The organism is Tenacibaculum litopenaei, assembly GCF_964514025.1.
Taxonomy (GTDB): Bacteria; Bacteroidota; Bacteroidia; order Flavobacteriales; family Flavobacteriaceae; genus Polaribacter; species Polaribacter litopenaei.
Genome location: NZ_CAZEQT010000006.1, coordinates 827027 through 849652, shown reverse-complemented (window position 1 = coordinate 849652; position 22626 = coordinate 827027). Strand labels below are relative to the sequence as shown.

Here is a 22626-nt window from a genome sequence, read left to right as displayed (position 1 = left end):
ATATCAGCCAAAAAAGAATTTAAGACGCAGGGTATGAAGAGAGATGTTAAGTTGTTAGGGGCTAGAATTGAGTATATCAGGTACTTTCTAGAAGTATGGTTGCCAGAGAATGATCCAGAGATAAAAATTTCACAAGCAGTCAAGGAATTATCAAATTACCATCTGTTTATTAGCGAAAAACGCATCTACGAACTATTAAAGCAGAATTTTACTAACCCTATCGGAATAGGTATGCAAAAAGCTTCTCCGTTAGGTAAAGCAGGAGTAATTTAGTACTAAATAATTATTATCTAAATATTTAACATTATCATGAATGAAGAATTAAGAAAGAAACTTGAGCTAGCACTTTCAGCGAAAGGTCTAACCAAGGAGCTAGTAAATTTCATTTCGATTGAGAAGGAAAGTGATATTGAAGGTGTTGTAGCCGAGCTAGAAAAACTTCACAAAACCGATAAGCCTAAGACATTAGATGATTTTCTAAAGGACAATCCCGAAGCCAAAAGTGATTTTGACCGCAGAATGACAAAGGGCATTGAAACTTACAAGAAAAACACTAAAAAGGAGCAAAAGCCGGATGAAGAGGATGACGACGTTGTTCCTGAGTGGGCTAAAACGATCATTGCCAAAGTTGAGGCTGTAGAGTCCAAAACATTGGTTGATGCAAAGTTATCTGAAGCAAAAAAGCTTTGGAAAGATTCTGAAATTCCGACTGAATTTAAAGACGAAAAGTGGTTTAATCGAATGATTGATATCAATTCAGAGACCTCTATTGATGAGCAAATTAAATCTGCTCTAGAAGAGACCACAAAATTTCGTCAAGATATTGTGAGTAAGGAGATCGGAGATAAAGGTCTTCCCAACCCAATTGGAGATGAGGAGGTATCGGATGATGATATTTTGGATATTATAAATTAAAATTAGAATGGAGTTAGATCTAAGCACAAAGAAAGAAATGTTCCGTGGAGGTAATGATAGTATTGCTATCAAAAAGTATATCCATGGTAAGGAAGGAGGAACTGTATTAGATACGACAGGTTTTCCAGATAATTATATCTATGCAGGCCATGGAGTAATAAAAGAAAGAGGAGTGTTTAAGCCTCAACCAGTAGATGGATCATTACATGAAAAACTAGTGGGAGTTGTAGTTTCAACTACAAGTAAAGCCAAACCATCAGTTGGTGTAATGACTCTAGGAATTATTAATAACAATACCTTGAAATATAAGTTCAATGCAGAGTCATTGGCGGTTCTTCAAAAATTAGGTATCCAAAATCAGATTGACTAATGACAAGTGTATCACATTTTAAAGATATTATTAAGAAGTACTTTAAAAAAGTATCAAAAGCATATTATGAAAAGGTAAATGGGTCAAAAGAGGAACCAAAATATCTTCATGAGCAAATGCTCACAGAGGATTATTCTGTTGATATGACCTATGATTCAATCTCGGGTAATTATAGTCGCGTGACGGCTGACGTAGTTTCGTTTGATTCTCCATTACCATTGAAATCAAGAGGAGCGATTCAAAACGCCACTGGGGATATTCCTAAAATAGGTTTGAAATTTGTTTTGAATGAAAAGCAGATGAATAATCTCAGGATATTAAAGAGTATGCCCGGGATGATAAAACAGTTAGCAACAAAACTATTTGCTGATGTTGAGTCCTGTATTTTTGGTATTAAAGAAACTATTGAAGAGGCGTTTTTATTAGGTTTATCTTCAGGTTATACCTTGATCAAGGATGAAACCAATGTGGGACATGGTATTAGAATTGATTATAATATTCCCCGATCAAATCAATTTGGATCTTCTATTAAATGGAGTTCTGAAGACGCAAGGCCAATTGATGATTTACGAAGAGTATTGAAGGGAGCCAAAGCAAAAGGAGAAATACCTACTCATATTTGGATGAATTCAGATACCGTTGAATTAATGTGTCAAAACAAGCAGATTAGAGAGCAACATGCTTTTAATATGAATTTTGTAGGCAATAGTATTCCGGTTTTGGATGAAGAGCATTTAGCTGTGGTAATAAAGAAAAAATTGAAATTAGAATTGAGAGTTGTGGATCGTACATTTGTTCATCAAAAGGATGGTAAAAACACAACTACGCAGGGGTGGACTCCAAACATGATAGTTATGACCAAAGGAATTAAAGTAGGTTCTTTGGTTTATAGTACATTGGCGGAGGAAGCTTTTCCTCAACAAGGAGTATCCTATGCTAAGCCTAACAAATATATTTTAATTAGTAAATCAGGAACTACTGATCCAGTCAGCGAGAAGACTGCAGGTCAAGCATTGGTAATTCCTGTTCTTCAGAATGTTGATTCATTCTTTTATATAAATACAGAAGAGGCTCAAGAGGTTACTTCCGGAGAGGTGGAAGGTGACACAAAGATTACCATTTGGGACAAAGAATTAGTGAAAACCTCAGTTGTCAACGCTGTTAAGGAACTTGGCGTAACTGTAAAGTCTAACATCAAAGATGAGACGCTAATCAAGAAGATAAACGAATTATCTGATGAACAGGAAGCAGAGTTGCGTAAAAAACTAGGAGCATAAGAGTTTTTATGTACACAAGTGATTCCATAAACCTTTTAGTTCGAAGAATAAAGTGGCGCGCTCCTTTCGGGGAGCTTGCTACCATTCTTGAGTCAGATTTACAAGCCAAAGAGAACGAAAAAGCTTATCAGGACGGGCATGAATTGGTTACTCTTGAAGATATTTTTTACAGTCAGCCAATTCCAGAAATTACCAAAGTAGAATTTAACCTGTATTTGAGAAGAATGGTGTTGAAGGCCGTTAATCGAGTATTAGAGGATGTCTTTGATAGTAACTTGAAGGCTGATTACAGCAAAAAATATGATGATATGATTACTAAGTATCAGTCAGGTTTTGACAAATCATTAATGCTGGCAATGGCGGTCCAGGTACTTCAGTTGTCAGTTACCACCCAACGAGTAAATATCAATGCAAGGCAAAAGGAGAAATCCTACCAGAAGCTTAAAATTGAGCTAGAAGGCACTAAGAATGACAATGGAAAGGTTACATCTGTTGGGTTAAAGTATCAGTATTTACAGTCTGTAAAAGCGCTTAAAGCTATTCTTTTTCCAAAGGTGTTGCTTAAACCTAAAATAAATGGAGTAGACAGATGGTAGTTGATCAGAACTTGCATGAATTGGATAACCCGGTCGGTATAGACTTAAGAATCCAAGAAATTCAGAATTACCTGTATTCTGGTATTAAAGAATGGAACTTAGAGGCATTTGGAAGAGCGGAATTAATAGGTAATAGATTAACTCTCTTTTCCAAAGAAAGGGAATATATCGATGCACTAGTGATTAATGAATCAAAATCAAATGGAAGATTCTTTTTCATAGATTCCGAAAAAACGATTGAAAGATTTAGTCAATTAGAAACTGAGGTCACCGTCGTCTTTTTATTGAATTTAGAAAAGGTTTACAAGGAAAGAAAACATCGTTTGGACGAAGAGGCTAGAATTAAAGTTTTGGAACTCTTAAAATGTAAAGGATTAGAAGATTTGAGAGTTGTAAAGGGACAAAGTGTGTTAAAAGGGTACGAAACATCCTTGATAGACATGCAACCTTATCATTTTATGAGCTTCACCTTTGATTTGAATTACTCAATTCACAATAATCATTATTTCAAAAATTAAAATTATGGGTACATATATCAATTTGTACGAAAAAGATAAAAAAAAGTACAAGAATACGGGTTTTAAGAGACAAGCCCTTGAAAGTAAGTTAAGAATTCCTGTGTTGTCAAATGGATTTGCTTTTGCATCAGTGGCAGACTTTGAGAATAGAGATAAATTTCGAGAAGCAATTGGAGCTAAAAGCTTAGTGCCGTTATTTGAAGTGCACGAGTTGGCCGATGCAAGTACTGAAGACAAGAAATTTGAAAGCGGTTCATTTTCGAAAGTAATTGAAAATGGAGTCGAAAAAATCACTTTCGAATGTTACATTTCAATTCCAGCATTCAATGCGTTGCAATCCTATGAGGAGAGTGAGTATAACGAGTTGTTTGAATATAACCAGGATGGCGATTATTCAGGTGTCTACGATACAGATGGAGTAAAGGTACGAGGAAGAAAAATTACTTCAATCAATGTGACTCGTTTACGTGCTACCAAAGAGAAAGTTCCATACGTAAAAGGGGAAATTGTTTTTGATTCAAAAACGGATGTAGAGAGAGCGGTTGTAACTAAAAGCAATCTAACCAAAGAAGATTTAGAAGGAATCTTCGATGTTGAATTAAAGCAAATTCATGCTAGTGCAACTTCCATCGTTTTTAAAGCCTACTCGGAAGGAGCTTTGGTTAAAGATTTAGACACAAAGAAAATATTCCTTAACAATACTTCTGGAAAGAATCTTCGTCCAAATGGGATAACCTTTGAGCCTTCAAACGGAACATACGAAATCAAAGGAACAGGTTTCGCTAGTGGTTTTACTGTGGGAATGTTAGGTGTGGATATAAAGCCAAATATTATGTTTGAAGTAGTAGACCTGTTGAAAATTGAGGTTGCCACTAACTAATTAAGATTGCGTCTGCAATGGCAAATATATTTGAGTTTCAACAAAGAGCAAAGAAGCTCACTCGGAAGAAAATTAGAAATGATCTATACAAATTCATTAGGTCTTTAGAGGAGGAATTGGCGGCTTACAACAGAGCTACTCTACATGATGAAAGTGAAGATGTTTTTGGAAACCCAATTGGTTTTTACTCACCCATGACCGAAATATTGACAGATGGTAGAAAGAAGAGGGGAGAACCTTTCGACTTATTGGATTCCGGGGATTTTTTAGACGGATTATTTGCCAAGGTAGAAAAAGATAGTGTGTTTTTCGACACCAAAGATTCAAAAAGAAAGGAGGTTCTTCAAAATTTGATGTCGGAAAACATTTTTGGTCTTCAAGAAAAAGACATACAAAAGGTCTTAGAAACTAGACTACTGCCTTTTTTTACAAGGTATTTTAGAGAGAAATTGATAGGGTGATATATACAGCAGATACAATACCGATTAAGCTTTATTTTCAGATTTCTGAATCTGGGAAGTATGAACTCATTACTGATGAAAATGATTTAGATTCAGAAACTTTACAGAAAAGGTTTGAGGATATTGAGCATGAGTTTGAAGAATTAACTCAAAATAACCAGAAGAAGAGGGTTTTCGAATTGATACGTAAGATTGAATCTACCATCCGAAAAAAGGAAGCAATTGACCTAGTGCTCGATACTCTTTTTATGGACCTTTCAAGAAAAGATAGTGAACTTATTGAAGCGTTAGAGGCGGAAGGTTATTGTTTTTCTGCAGGAGATTATAATATCGATTTACAAAGAATATTATCGAACAACGGGTCTGAGTTAGTTAGGCTGAAAAAGTACCAGAACGAATTAGAGTTATTGGTTTCTCAGGAGGAACCGGAAGGATTAGAAAAAGGTAATATAGATGAAGTTATACTGAGTTATGGAATAATTACCGGTGCAGGATTTATAGATACGAATACTATTACCATGACGCAGTATTGTGCGTTGTTGAAGTTGGGTAATCAGAAGATGAAGATGTTGGAGAATGGCAAAGGGGAAGATAGAATTTAAAGAAACAATTGATGAGCGTATTTTCACAATTGGAGAAAGAATAGCCGAAAGTTTAAAGCCGGGTATCGAGGAGATTGAGAGAACTAAAAAGGTTTTTGAAGCAATGAAGGAATCGGCTTTAGCTCAGTTGGAGGTGGCTAAGAAATTGAAAAATGCACCAAACCGAAAAGATTTACTCAATACTTTGAAAAAAGAAGAGGAGTTATCCAAGAAGGTAACTCTAGCCAAAACAGCTCTGCATAAACTAGAGCAATCAAAAATAGACACGGAAAAGAAGCAAATTGATCTATCTAAAAAGAAGCAACAGGTCCAAAGATCAGGAATTAGGCTTACAGAAAAGGAGCGATACGAACAAAGATTATTAAATAGGGGTAAGCGGGAATCAGCTGTTTTGTCTTCAAAGTTGTCTTCTGAATATGATAAGTTATCTGTCCGATTAACAAAACTAAGAAGAAGATACAAGGATGTTGCTTTAGTTGAAGGAGAGACGTCTAAAAATGCCAAAAGGCTACGTGATCAAATAGTCAAATTAGATTCAGCATTGAAGCGAGTTGACGCCAATGTCGGACAATTTCAAAGGAATGTAGGTAACTACGGAAAGGCCATGCAATCGGCAAGTGCTGCAGCAAAAAATATGGCTTCTGCTTTAGGTCTGGTTGGAGGTGCTTTTCTCTATGTTCAAGTGATGAAAGATGCCCTTAGGATAGTCAAAGATTTTGAAAAGGCAAATGCAACCTTGGCTTCTGTTCTGCAGGTCGAACGTAAAGAAATAAAGGCGTTGACAGACGATGCTGTAAGATTAGGGAGCGAGACCGTCAAAACAGCAAATGAAGTTACTCAATTACAGATAGCTTATGCTCGATTAGGTTTTAAGCAAAAGGAAATTATAGCTTTAACAGAACCATCTATAGAGGGCTCGATAGCGATGAATGCCAAGTTAGATGAAACCGCAGAGTTAACAGGTGCAGTTATAAAGACATTTGATGAATTAAGCACTACAGATGCGCCGAAGGTTTTAGATATCATGTCTTTGGCAACGGCTAAAAGTGCATTGAATTTCGAAAAGCTTAAAACAGGGATTCCAATTGTTGCAGGAGCGGCTAATGAAGCAGGAATTCGATTCACAAGACTAGTCGCTTTGATGGGAAAATTATCTGATGCAGGTATTGATGTATCTTCCTCTTCAACTTCACTTAGAAATATTTTTATAGATAGTGCTGGAAAAGGTTTAAAATATTCTGAAATCATTGAAGAAATTAAGAAGAGTCAAGACCGATTAACAGAAGCCAATGATCAATTTGGAAAAAAAGCTGCTGTTTCCGCCTCAGTATTGGCGAAAAATATAGAAAAGGCTAAAGAATTAGATGTTGAATTACAAAATGCTGGTGGTACTGCTAAAACCATGGCTGAAAAGGAATTGAATACTCTTGATGGGTCACTACAGTTGTTGAAATCAGCATGGGAGGGATATATTCTTCAGTTGAACGAATCATCGAATTATTCTGGAAAACTGTCTAATGCAATAAAGTACCTTTCAAGTAACCTTTCTCAAATTCTAAACTCTTTAAAGGTTGTTACCTCTGCATATATAGTATACAGATTAATGGTTTATTTATCTCGGGTCCAAACGAGTTTAATGAATCATCAATTCATATTGTCAAGGACTGCGTCTTTGGCTTCTGCAAAAGGGGTTAGTAAAACTGCATTAGCCTTTGGAAAGCTAAATAAAGTTTTAAGAGCGAATGCCTTGGGAATTGCTTTGTTTGCCATCACAGGGTTAGTTGCGTTGTTCGATAAGTTAAGTAGAAGTTCAGCACAGGTTGCACAAGAATTAAATAAGGGGAATGATGAGTTTTTAGAACAAGCAGAGAAAACCAGTAAGGCAAACAATGAGTTGGAAGAAATGATAGACCGCTATGATGTGCTAAAATCAAAAACGAATCTAAATGTCCAGGAGCAAAAAGAATTCAATAAAATAGTAAACAAGCTTGCAACAGATATCCCTGGCGTGGTTTCTGGAATCAATGATTTAGGGGATTCCGTAGAGATTAACGGTAAAAAGGTTAGAGAGTTCATTAAGCTTCAAAACTCAAATACTACTCTGAAGGCAAAAATACAGAATGATGAATTGCAAAACTCGTTGAAGAATCTAAAAAAAGAACTATCGGCCTTTAATGAGCTGTCTAAGGAAAATGGGAATGTGGTTAGTGTCAAGAGTTTAAGTAGTGCTTATAAAAAGGTAAACGGTGAGTTGTATAAAGTGACTACTACGATGAGTAAAATGAACAAAATCAGGATAGTAGAAACTAAATTAACTGAGAGGCAAAAGTTGGCCTTTGGTGAAAAAAAAGCAAGTATAAAGAAAGAAATTGCTGAAACAACTATAAGTATTGAGAAAAATGAAGATTTAATAGCGTCGATAACAGGTGTTAAAAACGCAAGGCAAAAGCAAAAAACAGCTAGTATTAAAGAGGCGAAAAGTAAAGCTGATGAAGTTCTTATTGTTCGAAAATTAACAGCTCAAATAAAAGAGCAGGAAGCGAGATTAAAAAGTCTAACAAAAAATGGATATGAAAATCTAACTAAAAAGAAAGCTGATGAAATCAAGGAGACCCGTAAAAAAATAGCTGCTTATAAAAGAGAATTAAAGCAAATTACAGGTGTAACCAAAGGCATTAAGAAGACCGATGATTTGGAAAGGAAGTTGGAATCTGAGAGGGTGAAACGATTGAATGGGACTTTCAACTTGAAGAAGTTTTTAATAGCTCAGGATATTTCCTTTCAAAAGGAAATTATCGAAAACACCAAGAAGTCGGAAAAGGAGCGACTTTTAGCGTTGAAGAAGTCAAGTAAGTTAGAAGAAGAACTCGCATTTGAGACGGCTGTTAATAAGCTTGCCATTAGAAAGGGATTTACTAGAGAAGAGGTCGTTCAGTATTTAAAAGATGGCGAAGAGAAAAAGGCGTTCCTTGACAAATTAGGAAATGAAGAGTTGCTTATAATTAAACAGTACGAAGCTAAGAAGAAGGCTATTACTAAGAATAAGGAGGATAAGGAGGACGAAATTGAGTTCAAAAGAATTGTTGATCTAGCAGAAAAGAAAAAGTTCGAGAAAGAAAAGGAACTCCAGAATGAGCTTGAAAACGAAAATAAAGCTTTTGAGAAGAAGGAAGGGGTTTATGCCAATCACGAAAATGCTGTTGAGGAGCGTGAACGAAGGATAGCGGGAATAAAGAAAAAGTACGCACTAGATGCCTTAAATACGCAAGAAGGAGCTATTAAAAAGCTTTTAACTTCTGATAAGCTTAGTGCTGTTGAAAGAGCCAAAAATGAGGCAAAGCTTGCGGAAATAAAGAGGCAGATTTCAGATTTATCTCTAACAGATTTCTTGGAAAAGAATAAAACTGAGATACAAAAGACCAAGGAGAAGGTTAATAAAATAGCTCAGATTTCCTCACAACTAAATTCAGTACTAAGTGACCTTTCCGGGGCTTTATTTGATTCAAATATTCAGAAAATTGATGATGAGATTTCCGCTCATGACACCAAGTACAATAAGATTCTGGAAAATGAATATGTCACAGGCCAAAAGCGTGAAAATATTGAAAAGAAAAGGGATTTAGAGAGGGATAAGTTAGAGAAAAAGAAAAGGTCTGAGCAAAGAAAGAAAGCAATTTTCAATAAAGCAAGTGCATTTGCTCAAGCTAGTATAAATACAGCTCAAGCCATTACTAAAACAATAGGGGAAGCGGGTTTCTTTGGTATCCCTTTGGCTTGGATTGTTGGGGCTATGGGGGCGGCACAAATGGCGACAATTCTAGCTCAACCAATACCAAAGTACAAAACAGGTCGTGGCAAGGGTAAAAATGAAATTGCCGAGGTAGGAGATGGTTTTGTCCATGAAGTAATTGAAAAGAAAGATGGAAGGGCATATTTAACTCCCAACATTCCAACTTTGACATATTTGGAAGCCGATGATATCGTTCATAAGGATGTAGATACGTACTATTCAAAAGGAAGTAAGGTTGCTTATTATCAGAATATTTTTGACAAATTGACAATTTCTGGCTTAAATAATCAGGCAAGAAAAGCAAGGAATTACCAAGAGAAGGTTACAGTTCACAAAATGGATGAAACTGTTATAGCTAAGGCTATTGAAAACAATAATCATAATTTCAAAAGAGATATAGTTGGAGCTATCAATTCAAGTCTGCTCGGCGCCAAAACTGTTAACAATATTAACGTCGAAATACCACAAGAATACACAAAGTTTTAGTTATGAGCTTGATAACATTAAATAGAGATATAGAGCAACATTATTTGCAGTATGAAGGGGATTCGAAACCGAAATTAATTGAAGAGCCTAAAGGTTGGAAAAGTGCTGACAAGCAAATTACCAGGAGTAAAGATGACAACGAATTTATATCTAAGAATGCCAAAGATGTAAGGTTTTTTGGGTTAGGACGGGAGTATATTCTTCAGACGATTAAATTATACGGAGAAAAAGCTAAAATACGTTACACAATAGTTAAGGAAAATCCTACAAATTCCTTTGACTTTTACCAAGATGTCTACTTTTTAGACTTGATTAAATTTAAGGATAAGAAGGGGGTTTTATCAGTAAAAATTGAAGAGGGGGGAATTGCAAAAGTGGTAAAGTCAAAAGGAGGGCAGAATTTAGAATACAACAGAGTAATTGACTTGTACGGAAATAATATTAATCCTGTTTTGAAGCAAACTATCGCTTTAGAGGGAAGGAAAATATTTTTGAAGAGTACAATTAAAGCTGGAAGTTCAGTAACAAAAACTCGTATCAAGACTCGAGGAAATACAAGAATGGCAATAGCTCATTTTCCGTTTAAAATAGAGAGTAATTCAGATAAAGAGCATATTGTTACCCCTAGCATAAGTGAGTTTGATAAATCAACTAATAAACCAGATTCAACTCAAGTTTTCTATCTAAATAGTGATAGGAGAAAGAAATTGAAAGTAATCATAGATATGTCCTGCTGGATTAACCCTGTATTAATTGATGATCCTAAAGGCGCAGAGTATTTGAAGATCACATTTAGAATCTATAAAGGAGGTTTAGAGTTTAACACTAAAAGGGATATCGAGTTATATGTTGACCCCGCTCCATTAAATCATAATAAGAGGAAGGTAGCATTCTCGCTTAACGAGAGTCTTTTGTTAGAAAAAGGCGATAGTATGGCATTAATTTGTGTAACAGGAGGAGTCTTCGGAGGAGGCGGACTTTTCGGTGACGATCCCGGGTTCTTCCAACATGACTTTTATAATGCTGATGGTTCAGTTGTTATTTCTGAGGATTCCGAAGTAGAGACGACTAAAGCTCCGTGTATCTACATACATGATATTCTTGAAAAACAAATTGAAATCATCACTGGTAAACCTAAAATATTTTATTCTGAATTGTTTGGTAGAAAAGAGTATGGTTATAAAAAGGACGGCATATTTGGAGGGATGGCGGTAACGAATGGACTTGCAATTCGAGGGTTTAATTCGGCAAAAGACGATAAGCGAGCGTCGTTATCTTTTAAAGATTTGAAAACAAGTTTGAACGCTACGTGTGGTATTGGGACTATGATAGAAAAGATAGGTTTCAAAGAGCGAGTTCGTATTGAGGGGCTAGATTTTTTTTACATGCCTAGTGTTACTGTTGAATTACCGAACATTGTTGAAGATTTGGAAATTTCTCCAGCCATTGATTTTGTGTACTCAGGCTACACATTTGGATACGAAAAGGGAGGGGATGGTTATGAAGAAGCTACGGGAATCGGTGAGTACAACGGAAAAGTTTCGTATACAAATGAGCTCGATAATATCGAAAAGGATTACACATTGTTGTCTAAAGTTCGTGCTGATTCTTCAGCTGTTGAGTTTGCCAGAAGAAAACATAAGAAAACTCATCCACAGGCAGATACTCAGTATGATCTAGATTCATTTTTCTTAGACACAAAAAAAGGTTCAGATTATATTCTTTTGGAAAGAAAATGGCAGGATGACTTTGAGTTAGAGCCAGAGGGGATTTATGACCCGAATACAGCCACGAATTTGAGGTTTACACCCGGGCGAATGAGAGATAGAAGAAGTCTTTTCTTAGCGAGTAGTTTATTCAGCTATCCAGAGAGCTATATTCGCTATACTAGTGCGAATTGCAACGTTAATTTGAAATCCCAAGAGAAAGGTAGCTCTTTATTACATGAGGGAGGAGCTAAGCAAGTAAAGAGTTATGGACGTGCTAAATTTCAACCCTATTGGGCTAAGTTCACTCACAAGGTAGATTTCTCATTGAGTAAAAAACTTCGAAGTAAAGTAGTGATAGATGGAGAGGAGAGATATGTGTTTTATGGAATAGTAAAATTTAAAGTTTCTGAAGACATCTACCGCTATGGGTATATGTTCGAGGTCAAGGAATCAGGTAAAGGCACTTGGAAGGTGTTGTTAGCAAATAAATAAATGTAGGAGAATGGCAAGAAGTATATTGGAGGTAACATTACCCAAAATGAACCTAAATGATAGAATTGAGTTTCAAACTGAATTAGATGGTAAAATAAAGGACTTTTCAGTAACATGGATAGATCCGCATCATAACCAGTTAGGTACACCGAACGATGTTATTCATGAAAGTTTTCAGCCGTTTAAGCGCCCAAATTATGACGCATTGAATTATGCTCAGGGGATTAAGGGGCTTGATGTTTTGGAGGTTCTTACTGAATCTGTGGAGCCCGGAAAGGTTATAATTCAATCTAATGTTGATAATCTGATATTCAAGAATGAAAGTAGCATGAATTCAGGAGTCGTTTTTAAGAAGACTAATCAGAATAGTAATATTCCTACTCTAGTTCTCAATAGTGCCACTATTTCTCGTGGTAGTAATGTGTGCACAGAAGTGAACGTAACTATTTCAACGAGTCATCTGGTAGATAAAATAACATCCCCATTTGTAAAGGACAATTCAGTTACCCCTGTCGTTTTTAGTTTTTTACGAGGAGAAACATTCACTTTTACAGCGAGGAGTACTGTACTAAACCAAATTGTTAGCACAGTTATTAAAACACCACCTAGATTGCTTGAAATGAACTTAGGTGTTTCAGTTTTAGGTAAATCTGTAACAGTAAATTATAGTTCTTTAAACGGAACTACAGGCCTAGTTCTAGAGTATTCAATTAACGGTGTCGATTTCTATTCCAATAACGTTTTTGACAATGTTGCCGATGGCAAATATTGGGGGTATGTAAGAGATCAGTTCGGATGCCAAGTTACCAAACAGTTTGAAGTAAAGGAGTTAGTGAGTAAATCACCGTACTATCATATTCCTAAAGCGAATTCTATACGATACGCGCAAAGAGAGGTTTGGGACGGAATTAAGGTCTTCAAGACCGATGAAAATACGCTATCTAACGAAAGTAATGATGCAATATCACATTATGAAATTCAGCGATTTCAAACCAATGACGTTCTAACGACACAGCTTAGGACCAATTATGATACTGTTAAGGCTTTTGTGTTGAGTTCTGCAGGTGAACAGCCCTTGTCAGTTACCAAGCCAAGAGAGTATTTAGGTCTAAAGGATTATAGAGATTGTGTTGTGTACCAGAGGCCAAATGGGAAGGCCGGTATCTATTTTACTTCGGGAAGTAAATACGGATATGATAGTGGCACTGTAATAGGGAGTTACGAGCTTAATGGTTCTCGTCCATCTTGGTATCGAGTTGGAAGCGTTATTCAGTTGGATAAGGTTGGAGCATTGGAAATAAAGAGTGTTCTTTTTGATGAAATTAAAAGGGCAGAAGTGGTTGAAGTAGACTACAGTTACAAAGGTTCTCCCATAGTAACAAAGGTGAAAAGTATTTACGATTTAAGGCCATTTAATCTCTATGAGTTTAAGTTAGATTGTTCTGATTATGAAAACAAAAACTTGAGAGTAAAGGTTGTTCTTGAGGACCCAAAATTGCCAAAGAAGGAATGGGTATCTGAGTTATTAGAGATTAAGAAAGTACATGCTGAATGTGTTGAAATACGATATTTTAATGATAAAAATGATGATGTATTCTATGAGACTGGGATAAACCATGTGTTGAGAATTCCCATCGCCAACATCATTGATACTTCAATTTCCGATTCTGAAATCCACAAAGGAGATAGTCAAGTGAGTTTAATTAGTGCTGAGTATTATGAGGGAGATACTTTTGAGTTTTTGCCTTTAACAAAAGAATTGAAAAAGAAAGTGGAATTAGCTACATACCATAGTAATTTAATTATTAACGGTGTTAGTTATAAGGTTGCCGAAAAACCAGAATCGGAAAGGCAAGGAGTCAGTAATCTATACACATTGAAAGCCAAATTGATAAAGGCTGGCAGTGGCTATAATGTGAATTCTTTTGTGAAACCGGACAGTAGTTATGCTATTGATATTCCAAGTTTGATACTTGGCGAGTCAGATGGGTTTATTTCTTATTAGTGAATTCCTGTAATTGATTCTCAGTAATATGAAGATGTTGTTCGGTAGGGTAGTTATTTATTGTGATGTTGGATTCACTTTCTCTATATGAATCAACAGGGAAATTGTTGACGAAAGCTTTAGAAATAAACATTCCGCCACGGATAAATAAGTACGCTAAGACCAACCAAAATAACATACTATAAAGTTAAGAAAATGTTGAATGATAATAAATTAAATCACTTATTTAGATTGGTTTTAAATAATTGATTATATTTGTGTAATGCAGTGAGTTATGTCGAAAGGAGTTGAAGAAAAGATAAAAGAAATACATGACTATTTACAAAATCAAAGTAAAAAGTCAAAGCCTATTAATTTGTTAGAAGACAATGATGGGTATGAGAACGGAATGTTAATTCCAGTATACTCTCCAAAGAAGAAAAAAGCAGTTAAATTTCCGTTGCAAAGTCCAGATTTAAGCAAGTTTCAATTACGTTCAGAACGGAATATCGCTAATGGATATTTAGGGCTAGGTGCCAATAAAAAAATTAATGAAGTTTTTATTCCTGAGTTGCCAATAAGTAAGATCACAAATTTACAGTCTTCGCTAAACGGGTTACAATTAAAATCCGAGAAAAATGTTGCGAATGGCTATTTAGGACTTGATTCAAACGTGAAGATTGGTCTAGGTTTTATTCCGGAATTGCCTATTAGTAAAATCACGAACCTTCAGAGCTTTCTCAATAGAGATATTTTATCTATTTCGATTACAGGAGATAGGAATAAGATACTAACCTTAACCAAGATTGACGGAACAACTTTGACTGCGCCTTTTACTGATTTAGGCAATAGCGCTGACGTATTTCTCAATGGATTGAATTTTAATGCCGCAAATGGTACTTTTACGGCCGTTTTGAACGATTCGAAAACGAGCTCAGTAAACATTGATGGGAGGTATTCATTATTGAACCATCATCATGATGATAGGTATTTGAAATTCCAAGCGGGTTCCGTTTCCGAGGAAGTTAAGTTTGAGGCACCAGTATTCTTTGAAGATACCATTCAGGCAAGGAATCCAATCTTGATTCTGGAATCAATGGCACAAATGGACAGTGGTCCAGGAAATAAAGTGGTAAGGAAAGATTGGATACTCTCTAAAATTCCAACAAAAACAAGCCAACTCAACAATGATAGTGGTTTTGCTTACGTTGGAAACATCCCAAATATTCATGTTGTTACGTTAGGCGGTGCTTTAAATAGCGCTGCGTTAAACGTACATTATCCTTCTTCAAAAAATCCTATTAAGACAATTTTAGTCAATAAAAATCCGGGTTCTGAAGCAATGTACATAAGGATATCTTCAAGTGAATGGCTAAAAATAAACGCAACGAAAATTTAATAATCAAGATAAATGAAGATGGAAGTTAATAAAAAAACGAATGTAGTAGAGTTAAACAAGGATCAACAGGAATCTTTAAGAATTTTGTTTAGTGTAGCGGAAAAAGCACAGAGAGCTGGTGTATTTAGCTTAGACGAGGCCGTTTATGTTAAGCAATCGATGATTCATTTAGAGCCATTAACTGTCAGTGAAAAGAAATCTTAACCTATAAACCCCGAAAAATCATGACATCGATATTAACGATAGTTACCGACAAAGCCATAATAGTTTTGAATTGGGTCTTTGGCTATTCCTTCGGGTTGAGCTCCCTTGTATTGCTTGAGGGGAGTTTTACAAGTGAAGATTTCTTTCATTCCTTGCTTAGTAAACCTCCAAGTAAAGTTACGGTTGTCATTGGCTCTATTTATGGAGTGGTGAGAGTTCTAGGAGCTGTAAGCAAGGAGTGGAAACAGCATAGGCTTAATATTCAAGCCGTTCAAAAAGGGCAAGAGCAAGTCGAGCAGGAGGAGCTCAAAACCGAGAAACAAAGAAAAGAATTGAATGATGATGATAGCGACACTGAGTAGATTAAAAGAAGAAGAGAGGCAAACCTTAGGAGAGGTTGTGTTTATTAATGATGGGGAGGTAGTTTTGTCTTTGAAAACACTAGAACTTCCAGATAGGGGGAATGCCCGTTCTATCAGTAGGATTAATGCTGGAAAATACCTGTGTAAACGAAGAACTTCTAAGAAGTATGGTGAGCATTATATTTTATTAGGAGTTGAGGGAAGAGATTACATTTTGATACATTTTGGTAATTTTTATCGAGATACTCGAGGATGTATATTGCTCGGAACGGGATTCAAGGATATTGATAAAGATGGTTATCGTGATGTTATTAACAGTAAGAATGCCATGAAGCAGTTATTAGAGGTTGCACCGGTTGAATTTGAGTTAATGATAATTGATCAGTAATGAATAAGGATTTAGTTTATGTCGGGGTAATAGTTTTTCTCCTCCTTCTGATTTTTTTCGGAGGAGGGGGAAACTCTTTTTCTGACAAGTCTGCAAAAGTTAGAGTCGACAGCATTATTGTCTATAAAGAATTACCAGGGGCTCAGAATAGTTTTACTGTTCATGAACCTAGAGAAAAAGTAATAACTCAATACAAGGTTATCTCAAATGATGAGAAGTACAAAGAGATTATTAAAGAACTTGAAAAAAAGTATGGTGAGAAAGCCGATAGTGTTACAATATTACGAGAGTTACTATTCGCTTCTAAAATTCGTAAGTATGAAGAGGTTTTTAAAGATTCCGTTCTTACGGCGACTGTAAAAGCAGAAACAAAAGGTTCTCTTGAGAAAATTAAATTCAACTATGTTCTGGCACCCAGAAAGGTCTCGTTTTATAAGAAGACAGTTACAAAAACGGTAACTCCAAAGTTTGGTGTATTTTTAGGGGGTAAAGTCACCACGTCAACACAATTTGATAAGGCCTCGTTTGAAGTAAACGTAGGAGTTCAAAACAAACAAGGCGATATTATAGAACTTGGTTTCGATACTCAAAAAAGAGCATCGATTGGGTTCAAGAAGCGATTGTTCTGACTTTCTACTCAGACTATACATACTTAAGGTTAATTGTATTCAAAAAAAAGAGGGATATACCCCTCTTTTTACATATAAATAAGTTCTTTTTATGATTAATCACAACTTTGTGAGCATACGGTTGCACTAAACATTCCTCTCGAGACCTCGACTCTTTGACAATCTCCAGACCCTTTGACTTTTAACAATACCGCTGCAACTTTCTGTTTTACACAACTCGCACTACTACAGTTCCCTTCATGAGTCCATCCATCAGGACAAGAACCGATCAAATCTTCAATCGGATCACCACGTTTCACTTTTGTAAAGTCATGTGTCGTAACATCTGAAATTGTGACTTTTTTGGTAGTGTTATCCAAAGTAAGATTGAAAACAACAACCTTTTTTGGGCTGTTATCGATCAGTTGGTCAGCTTCATCGATTAGTTGATTACTTAGCTTTGCAATTGCATCGCTATCGTTTACATTTAAATCCACTACGATGTCTTTGTCGAATCCAAAGTTGACCTCGGATAAATCTAAATTACTCAAGTCTAAATTGTCTTTAACTTGATCATTATCCGAACAACTAGCGAAAAATACAATTGCGAGACATAAAAATAATTTTTTCATAATATTTTGTTTTGGTTAATTTTTACAATGATAGGAACAACTTTTTATAGATTATTACGTGATTACGTAATCTTACAAATAAAATATCTTGACTCAAATCACTGATATTCAAATTTAAGAATACATTTCGGATTTGAATATACCTACTTTTACCATAAAAAAACTCAGGGTTATCCCTGAGTCTTAACAATCTTTAAACAGTGTTTAAATGTCATTATAAACATGTGATTACGCCAATTAGAAAAACTATACAACAACTATTTTTTTTCAAAAAAATGTACTTTTTGAATTAAAAACGAGTACTTTTCTATTTTCGGATTATAATACTATCAAGAAACTTTTCCAGCTATTTAAAGGAGTCGCTTTATGCTATCAATAGCACTTTCTTTAAAATACCTTTTGGTCAATTCATTATTGTTATGAAATTTTTATCTAGAAAGCTCGATCATCTCACGTATTAACTCTTCCGGAGGAAGTTTCTTCGTTAGTCTATCTAATTTGGACTGTTCTTTCATGACCTCTTTGAATAGGGAGTGTTTCACCCCCATATCATTTATTCTTTGAATATGATACTCTACAGCGCCGATATTTTGGAGTCTTCGCCATTGGTCACCATCTAAATGTGGTACACCCTGAGTTTTTATGAGTAAGGAAAAATATTTTGCGTACATGATGCAAAATTATGCGAGATTTGGATTGAACCTTGCTAGAGTTTTTAGTAATTTCGTGAAGGAATTACACTTTATTTTTAGGGCATAAATAGGGTTGTAATAATTAGAAGAATTTCACTTATATTTCACTTTTGTTTTTTTATATGTCGTAAGCTTCTTGTTTTTAGGTATTTGTGTTTTGTTAATTGATTTTAGCAGTGAATCAGTTGTACAAAACACCAGCTTTTACTGGGAGTAAGGATCTGGGAAAACCTCCGTATTTTTTGTTGAAGATTCCGGCAAATCACATTCATAAATAGCGTATGAGACGTATGAGAAATTGGTGTGTACTGGTCTGCTATTGCCTTATTACCACTGCTAGTTTTGCCCAGAGAAATCTCAAATTTTTAACAAGTGATCCGCTACATCCTAAAGGGTTGGCGTATTGTGACAAGGAGGCCGCTTTTTTAGTAAGCTCACTAACCAGAGGTGAAATTGGCTTGGTGGATTGGAAAGGAACCTATCGTACTTTTTTAAAGCATCCCTCATTTTATGCGATAACAGCTCTTAAGGTACAAAACGGAAAACTCTATGTTACTGTAGGAGATTTGGAACCGGTTGCAAAGACCCCAAAAAAGGGCGTCCAGCGCTTAGCCAGATTGATGGTTTTTAATATCGCGACGAAAGAATTACTGCGTCACTACGATTTGGAAAGTTATTACCACGGCCCACATCGCTTGCATGACATGGCTATTGACTCCAGCGGTAATATCTATGTGACCGATGCTAAGTCTCCAGTCATTTATAAAATTCCTGTAGGGGGGAGTCCCTTTGTATTCGTACGTCTTCCGAAGCGCTTAAGTTTTGGGAAGGGCTTGAAAGGCATTGTATTCCATCCGAATGGATACTTGTTAGCCGCTAACAGTACTGCAGGGACATTGATTAAAATATCCCTTGTATCCAGAAAAATTAAGGAAGTAAAACTGTCGTCAACACTCCTAGGTGCTGATGGACTTCTTTTGAGTGCGTCCGGTAGGCTTTACCTAGGCCAAAACACCAGTGGTAGGGGGGTACATGAGTTGATAAGTACGGACGATTTTGCATCGGCTTATATAAAAGCTTCTGAACAGCAGGGAATAAATTTTGTTACCGCTGTCACGGAAGTTGCTGGAACGATCTATTTTTTAAACGTTCCCACTCGCGAATTAGAAGGAGATAACCCTAAGGACCATAAATATGAAATCAAAGCTTTTAAGGCAGTGTATCCCGACCAAAATTTGATTCAAAAATATGCGTGGAGTGCCTTAAAAACCGAAGTGTTTGGCGAGAAAATATCGCGTAAGGTAGTGCCTTCGAATGCCGGAACATTGGCAATATATCATTTGAAAAAAGGGGCGCATATCCCGAAGCATAGCCATCCACAAGAGCAAATAACCTATATCCGTAAAGGTTTGGTAAAGATAGTGGTAGGAGGTAAAGAGAAACTCCTCAGTTCAGGAGAGTTTTTGGTCATCCCGCCCAATGTACATCACGAATTCTTTGTGTTGGAAGACACCGAAGATATCGATGTTTTTGCTCCGTGCAGAGAAAAAGAATGGATACTCGGCACAGTAAAATTTTTAAATAATCAAAACAAATAAAATGAAAAGTATAAAATTAGCGGCAATGGCTGCATTTGCCTTAGTGTGTTTCGCTTGCACAAGTGAAGAAATGGAAACTCCAGTTACACCACAACAGCTGACATTCAAATCAGATTTGCAAATTAAAGACGCCAGTTATTTTCCTGAGGGACTTGACTACGATCATCAAAACAATGTATTTCTGATCAGCTCTTTTTACAAGGGACAAATAGGAAAGTTGAACCCGGTTACTGGTGAATTTTCTGTATTTATTGATAGCTTTGAGTTAGTTGCGGCTACTGGGGTGTATACAGACGAAGCTAGAAATAGACTTATTGTTGGAGTTGCCGATGCAGGTGTTTCAAAAAAATCATTTCCAGATACGGCTGGTAAACTGGCGAGTATTGCCATATATAACTTGACAACCGGTAAGAAAGAACGCGTAATATCACTCAGTAAAATTGTTCCGAATGCAGGGAGTTTTGCCAATGATATAGCAGTGGATGCTCAAGGAAATATTTATGTTACGAGCTCATTAGGTCCTGCCAATGTCTATAAAGTTGCCCCTGATTATTCCGCGAGTTTACTTGTTTCGATACCAAAAGCAACTACGCCACCAAATACCTTCGGATTGAACGGAATTGTATACTACGAACAGACCGACGAGCTGATTGTAAGCCATACGAATTCTGATTATTTGTACGTCATTCCCACAAAAAATAATGGAACCCAATACAAGAGCATTATAGCACCGGGTTCGTTTATAGACGGTTTGGAATTGACTGATACCGGATTGCTTGCAGCTGTGAGTAATAGCAATGCAGAAGTATTTGTATCAACGCTTTCTGTTTTGAATGGAACCGTGCAAAATGTAAAGGTAGTACAGGAGTACAGCACCGCTACCGGAAGCTTTCCAACTACTGTAACCTCGGTAGAAAATCAAGGGCTTTTTGTTATTGAATCACATTTAAATGAGTTGTTAAGTGGGAATTTAAACGTGGATACCTTTGCATTAGTACCACTAAAATAGCTATTGAGTACCCCTTATAACTTTGCGTAAAAAAATCGTATCAATTGTTTTTATACCTGCAGTTGATAGGTTGTTTGTTTCACTTTTCTAAATGTCAATTGCTTCGGTAATTGACATTTTTTGTATATTAGTCGTTGGTTGATTTATAGGGTAATTCCAAGTTTTTAGGGATATTCTTTGATTATTACTGAGGATTCACCTACCTTTGGCCGGAATCGAGAACGGAATTTCAGCAAGTCATTGCTAGATTGATACCGATTTTCGTTAATTTTTATGTATACAGATTTTCCGACTATTACTTTTTCGATAGCAAGTTCGTAAACGCATATAAGCAAAAATGCGTTGCCTGTAGTAACTTTCCTACGTCAATTTCTATATTCAATTTGTGTATTTAAGAGTACTCGTAACTCGTAGAGGAAGAGCGTATGTTCGGCCTTTGAGAAGAGGTATTAGGAATTAAAATAAACCGAGGTCTGCGGATTTCACCAAAAATAATAAGTATGTTGATAATTAAGATTAAAGAAGGGGAGAACATTGATAGAGCGATAAAAAGATATCGTAAAAAACACAGAGACACCAAATTGATTCGTGAAATCAGAGGGCGTCAAGAGTTTAAAAAAGCCTCAGTGATTAAACGTGAAACAATGATGAAGGCACAATATCGTGAGCGTTTAATGTCACAAGATCTATAAAAGTATTAAGAGAAGTATTTGTTTAAAATACTTCTCTTTTTTTATGAAAAAATGCTACTACTACCTGGGTTAAATACCTAGTTTTACGAGTAAGAATTATTCTTTGATAAAAAAAGATATGAAAATTTTAAACCCAAAAATTGCAAAGCGAATTCCTATTCGCGATACGGAAATATATTATGAAATTTACGGAGAAGGTCCTCCTTTAATAATGCTCCATGGATATACGCAATCATCAATAGCATGGCAAGAGTTTGTGCGTGAGTACGCATCTCAGTTTAGCGTAATTTTGATCGATCTTCACGGTCATGGTAGATCAGCGAGTTTTACAAAGCCACTGAACGTACGAGAAGTTGCTGAGGAGGTCGGACTGTTACTCGATGAACTCGATTTACAGCGTGTGGCTGGAATAGGATTGAGTTTTGGTGGTGATGTTTTACTAAGTTTGGGAAGTACCCGACCTGATTTGCTGAAATCTATGGTAGTAATTGGAGCGAATGCCAATTGGAGAGCAAAAGACTATCCAGAGGTATTGGCAACGTTTCAATATAAAAATATTGCCTCTTTCGAATGGATAAGGACGTTTCATGCGGGAGGAGAGGAGCAAGTTAAAGCAGTTATTGAAAATCTAGCCAACTATGAAATCTGTTTGACGACTAAAGAGGTTAATGCAATTACCGCGAGCGTTTTGCTCGTTTTGGGTGATAGAGCAGAACAAATTCCTATTTCCTCAGTAGTTGAATTGCATAAAAATTTGCCCGATAGCCAGTTGTGGATTGTTCCTGGAGCAGGGCATTATGCGCACGATGGAGCCTATAAAGAACATTTTGTAAAACTGAGCTTAGCATTTTTGAACAGCGCAGGTGACTAAACTTTATTTTTTTAAATTTAATCAACTGTTAATGAGTTGTTTGGTCAGTTTTTTATATTTTTAAGTGAAAACTTAAAATTAAAAATTGAAG

22 protein-coding genes are annotated in these 22626 nt (G+C 36.1%); 21 read left to right on the top strand and 1 reads right to left on the bottom strand.

Going from position 1 to position 22626, the window contains the following annotated elements; translation table 11 throughout:
• Positions 1-33 precede the first annotated feature (33 nt).
• The 17 genes from ACKTS5_RS12445 to ACKTS5_RS12365 all read left to right on the top strand — a co-directional run bounded on the left by ACKTS5_RS12445 (position 34) and on the right by ACKTS5_RS12365 (position 17062).
• On the top strand, positions 34-273 hold the full coding sequence (locus ACKTS5_RS12445) for a hypothetical protein (protein ID WP_408044204.1): 240 nt from the start codon (positions 34-36) through the stop codon (positions 271-273).
• A 36-nt stretch (positions 274-309) separates the two neighbouring features.
• A complete protein-coding gene (locus ACKTS5_RS12440; RefSeq protein ID WP_408044203.1) occupies positions 310-915 on the top strand; it encodes a hypothetical protein in 606 nt (201 codons plus the stop codon).
• A 7-nt stretch (positions 916-922) separates the two neighbouring features.
• Positions 923-1285, top strand: coding sequence for a hypothetical protein (locus ACKTS5_RS12435; RefSeq protein WP_408044202.1), 363 nt, complete (start codon positions 923-925; stop codon positions 1283-1285).
• Positions 1285-2562: a major capsid protein gene (locus tag ACKTS5_RS12430; RefSeq protein ID WP_408044201.1), complete on the top strand. Its 1278-nt coding sequence runs from the start codon at positions 1285-1287 to the stop codon at positions 2560-2562. The genes ACKTS5_RS12435 and ACKTS5_RS12430 overlap by 1 nt, the downstream gene beginning before the upstream one ends.
• An 8-nt stretch (positions 2563-2570) precedes the next feature.
• On the top strand, positions 2571-3158 hold the full coding sequence (locus ACKTS5_RS12425; protein ID WP_408044200.1) for a hypothetical protein: 588 nt from the start codon (positions 2571-2573) through the stop codon (positions 3156-3158).
• Positions 3152-3676, top strand: coding sequence for a hypothetical protein (locus ACKTS5_RS12420; protein ID WP_408044199.1), 525 nt, complete (start codon positions 3152-3154; stop codon positions 3674-3676). The genes ACKTS5_RS12425 and ACKTS5_RS12420 overlap by 7 nt, the downstream gene beginning before the upstream one ends.
• 4 nt (positions 3677-3680) lie before the next feature.
• On the top strand, positions 3681-4556 hold the full coding sequence (locus ACKTS5_RS12415) for a hypothetical protein (protein ID WP_408044198.1): 876 nt from the start codon (positions 3681-3683) through the stop codon (positions 4554-4556).
• A gap of 17 nt (positions 4557-4573) precedes the next feature.
• Positions 4574-5017 carry a hypothetical protein gene (locus ACKTS5_RS12410; protein WP_408044197.1) on the top strand — a complete coding sequence of 148 codons (444 nt, stop codon included), beginning with the start codon at positions 4574-4576 and terminating at the stop codon, positions 5015-5017.
• Positions 5014-5619: a hypothetical protein gene (locus ACKTS5_RS12405; protein WP_408044196.1), complete on the top strand. Its 606-nt coding sequence runs from the start codon at positions 5014-5016 to the stop codon at positions 5617-5619. The genes ACKTS5_RS12410 and ACKTS5_RS12405 overlap by 4 nt, the downstream gene beginning before the upstream one ends.
• Positions 5594-9895 (top strand): phage tail tape measure protein, encoded by a 4302-nt coding sequence (locus tag ACKTS5_RS12400; protein WP_408044195.1) that lies wholly within the window; start codon positions 5594-5596, stop codon positions 9893-9895. The genes ACKTS5_RS12405 and ACKTS5_RS12400 overlap by 26 nt, the downstream gene beginning before the upstream one ends.
• A 2-nt stretch (positions 9896-9897) precedes the next feature.
• Positions 9898-12096, top strand: a complete 2199-nt coding sequence (locus ACKTS5_RS12395) for a hypothetical protein (protein ID WP_408044194.1) — start codon at positions 9898-9900, stop codon at positions 12094-12096.
• A 10-nt stretch (positions 12097-12106) separates the two neighbouring features.
• Entirely contained in the window at positions 12107-14101 is a 1995-nt protein-coding gene (locus tag ACKTS5_RS12390; RefSeq protein WP_408044193.1) for a hypothetical protein, read from the top strand.
• Between the two features lie 274 nt (positions 14102-14375).
• Positions 14376-15479, top strand: a complete 1104-nt coding sequence (locus ACKTS5_RS12385; protein ID WP_408044192.1) for a hypothetical protein — start codon at positions 14376-14378, stop codon at positions 15477-15479.
• 18 nt (positions 15480-15497) lie between these two features.
• Positions 15498-15683 carry a hypothetical protein gene (locus ACKTS5_RS12380; RefSeq protein WP_408044191.1) on the top strand — a complete coding sequence of 62 codons (186 nt, stop codon included), beginning with the start codon at positions 15498-15500 and terminating at the stop codon, positions 15681-15683.
• Positions 15684-15703: 20 nt separating this feature from the next.
• Positions 15704-16045 (top strand): hypothetical protein, encoded by a 342-nt coding sequence (locus ACKTS5_RS12375; RefSeq protein WP_408044190.1) that lies wholly within the window; start codon positions 15704-15706, stop codon positions 16043-16045.
• Complete coding sequence (locus ACKTS5_RS12370; RefSeq protein WP_408044189.1) at positions 16020-16433, top strand: DUF5675 family protein; 414 nt, start codon at positions 16020-16022, stop codon at positions 16431-16433. The genes ACKTS5_RS12375 and ACKTS5_RS12370 overlap by 26 nt, the downstream gene beginning before the upstream one ends.
• The gene (locus tag ACKTS5_RS12365; RefSeq protein ID WP_408044188.1) at positions 16433-17062 is read left to right on the top strand and encodes a hypothetical protein; all 630 of its coding nucleotides are present in this window, start codon (positions 16433-16435) and stop codon (positions 17060-17062) included. The genes ACKTS5_RS12370 and ACKTS5_RS12365 overlap by 1 nt, the downstream gene beginning before the upstream one ends.
• A gap of 95 nt (positions 17063-17157) precedes the next feature.
• Here ACKTS5_RS12365 and ACKTS5_RS12360 read toward each other — a convergent pair whose 3' ends face one another.
• Positions 17158-17673: a hypothetical protein gene (locus tag ACKTS5_RS12360; RefSeq protein WP_408044187.1), complete on the bottom strand. Its 516-nt coding sequence runs from the start codon at positions 17671-17673 to the stop codon at positions 17158-17160.
• Positions 17674-18655: 982 nt separating this feature from the next.
• Between ACKTS5_RS12360 and ACKTS5_RS12355 the strand changes: the two genes are divergently transcribed.
• The 4 genes from ACKTS5_RS12355 to ACKTS5_RS12340 all read left to right on the top strand — a co-directional run bounded on the left by ACKTS5_RS12355 (position 18656) and on the right by ACKTS5_RS12340 (position 22535).
• A complete protein-coding gene (locus ACKTS5_RS12355) occupies positions 18656-19963 on the top strand; it encodes a cupin domain-containing protein (protein ID WP_408044186.1) in 1308 nt (435 codons plus the stop codon).
• 1 nt (position 19964) lies between these two features.
• A complete protein-coding gene (locus tag ACKTS5_RS12350) occupies positions 19965-20972 on the top strand; it encodes a hypothetical protein (protein WP_408044185.1) in 1008 nt (335 codons plus the stop codon).
• A gap of 500 nt (positions 20973-21472) precedes the next feature.
• The gene (rpsU, locus tag ACKTS5_RS12345; protein ID WP_408044184.1) at positions 21473-21664 is read left to right on the top strand and encodes a 30S ribosomal protein S21; all 192 of its coding nucleotides are present in this window, start codon (positions 21473-21475) and stop codon (positions 21662-21664) included.
• 118 nt (positions 21665-21782) lie between these two features.
• On the top strand, positions 21783-22535 hold the full coding sequence (locus ACKTS5_RS12340) for an alpha/beta fold hydrolase (protein WP_408044183.1): 753 nt from the start codon (positions 21783-21785) through the stop codon (positions 22533-22535).
• Positions 22536-22626: the final 91 nt, after the last annotated feature.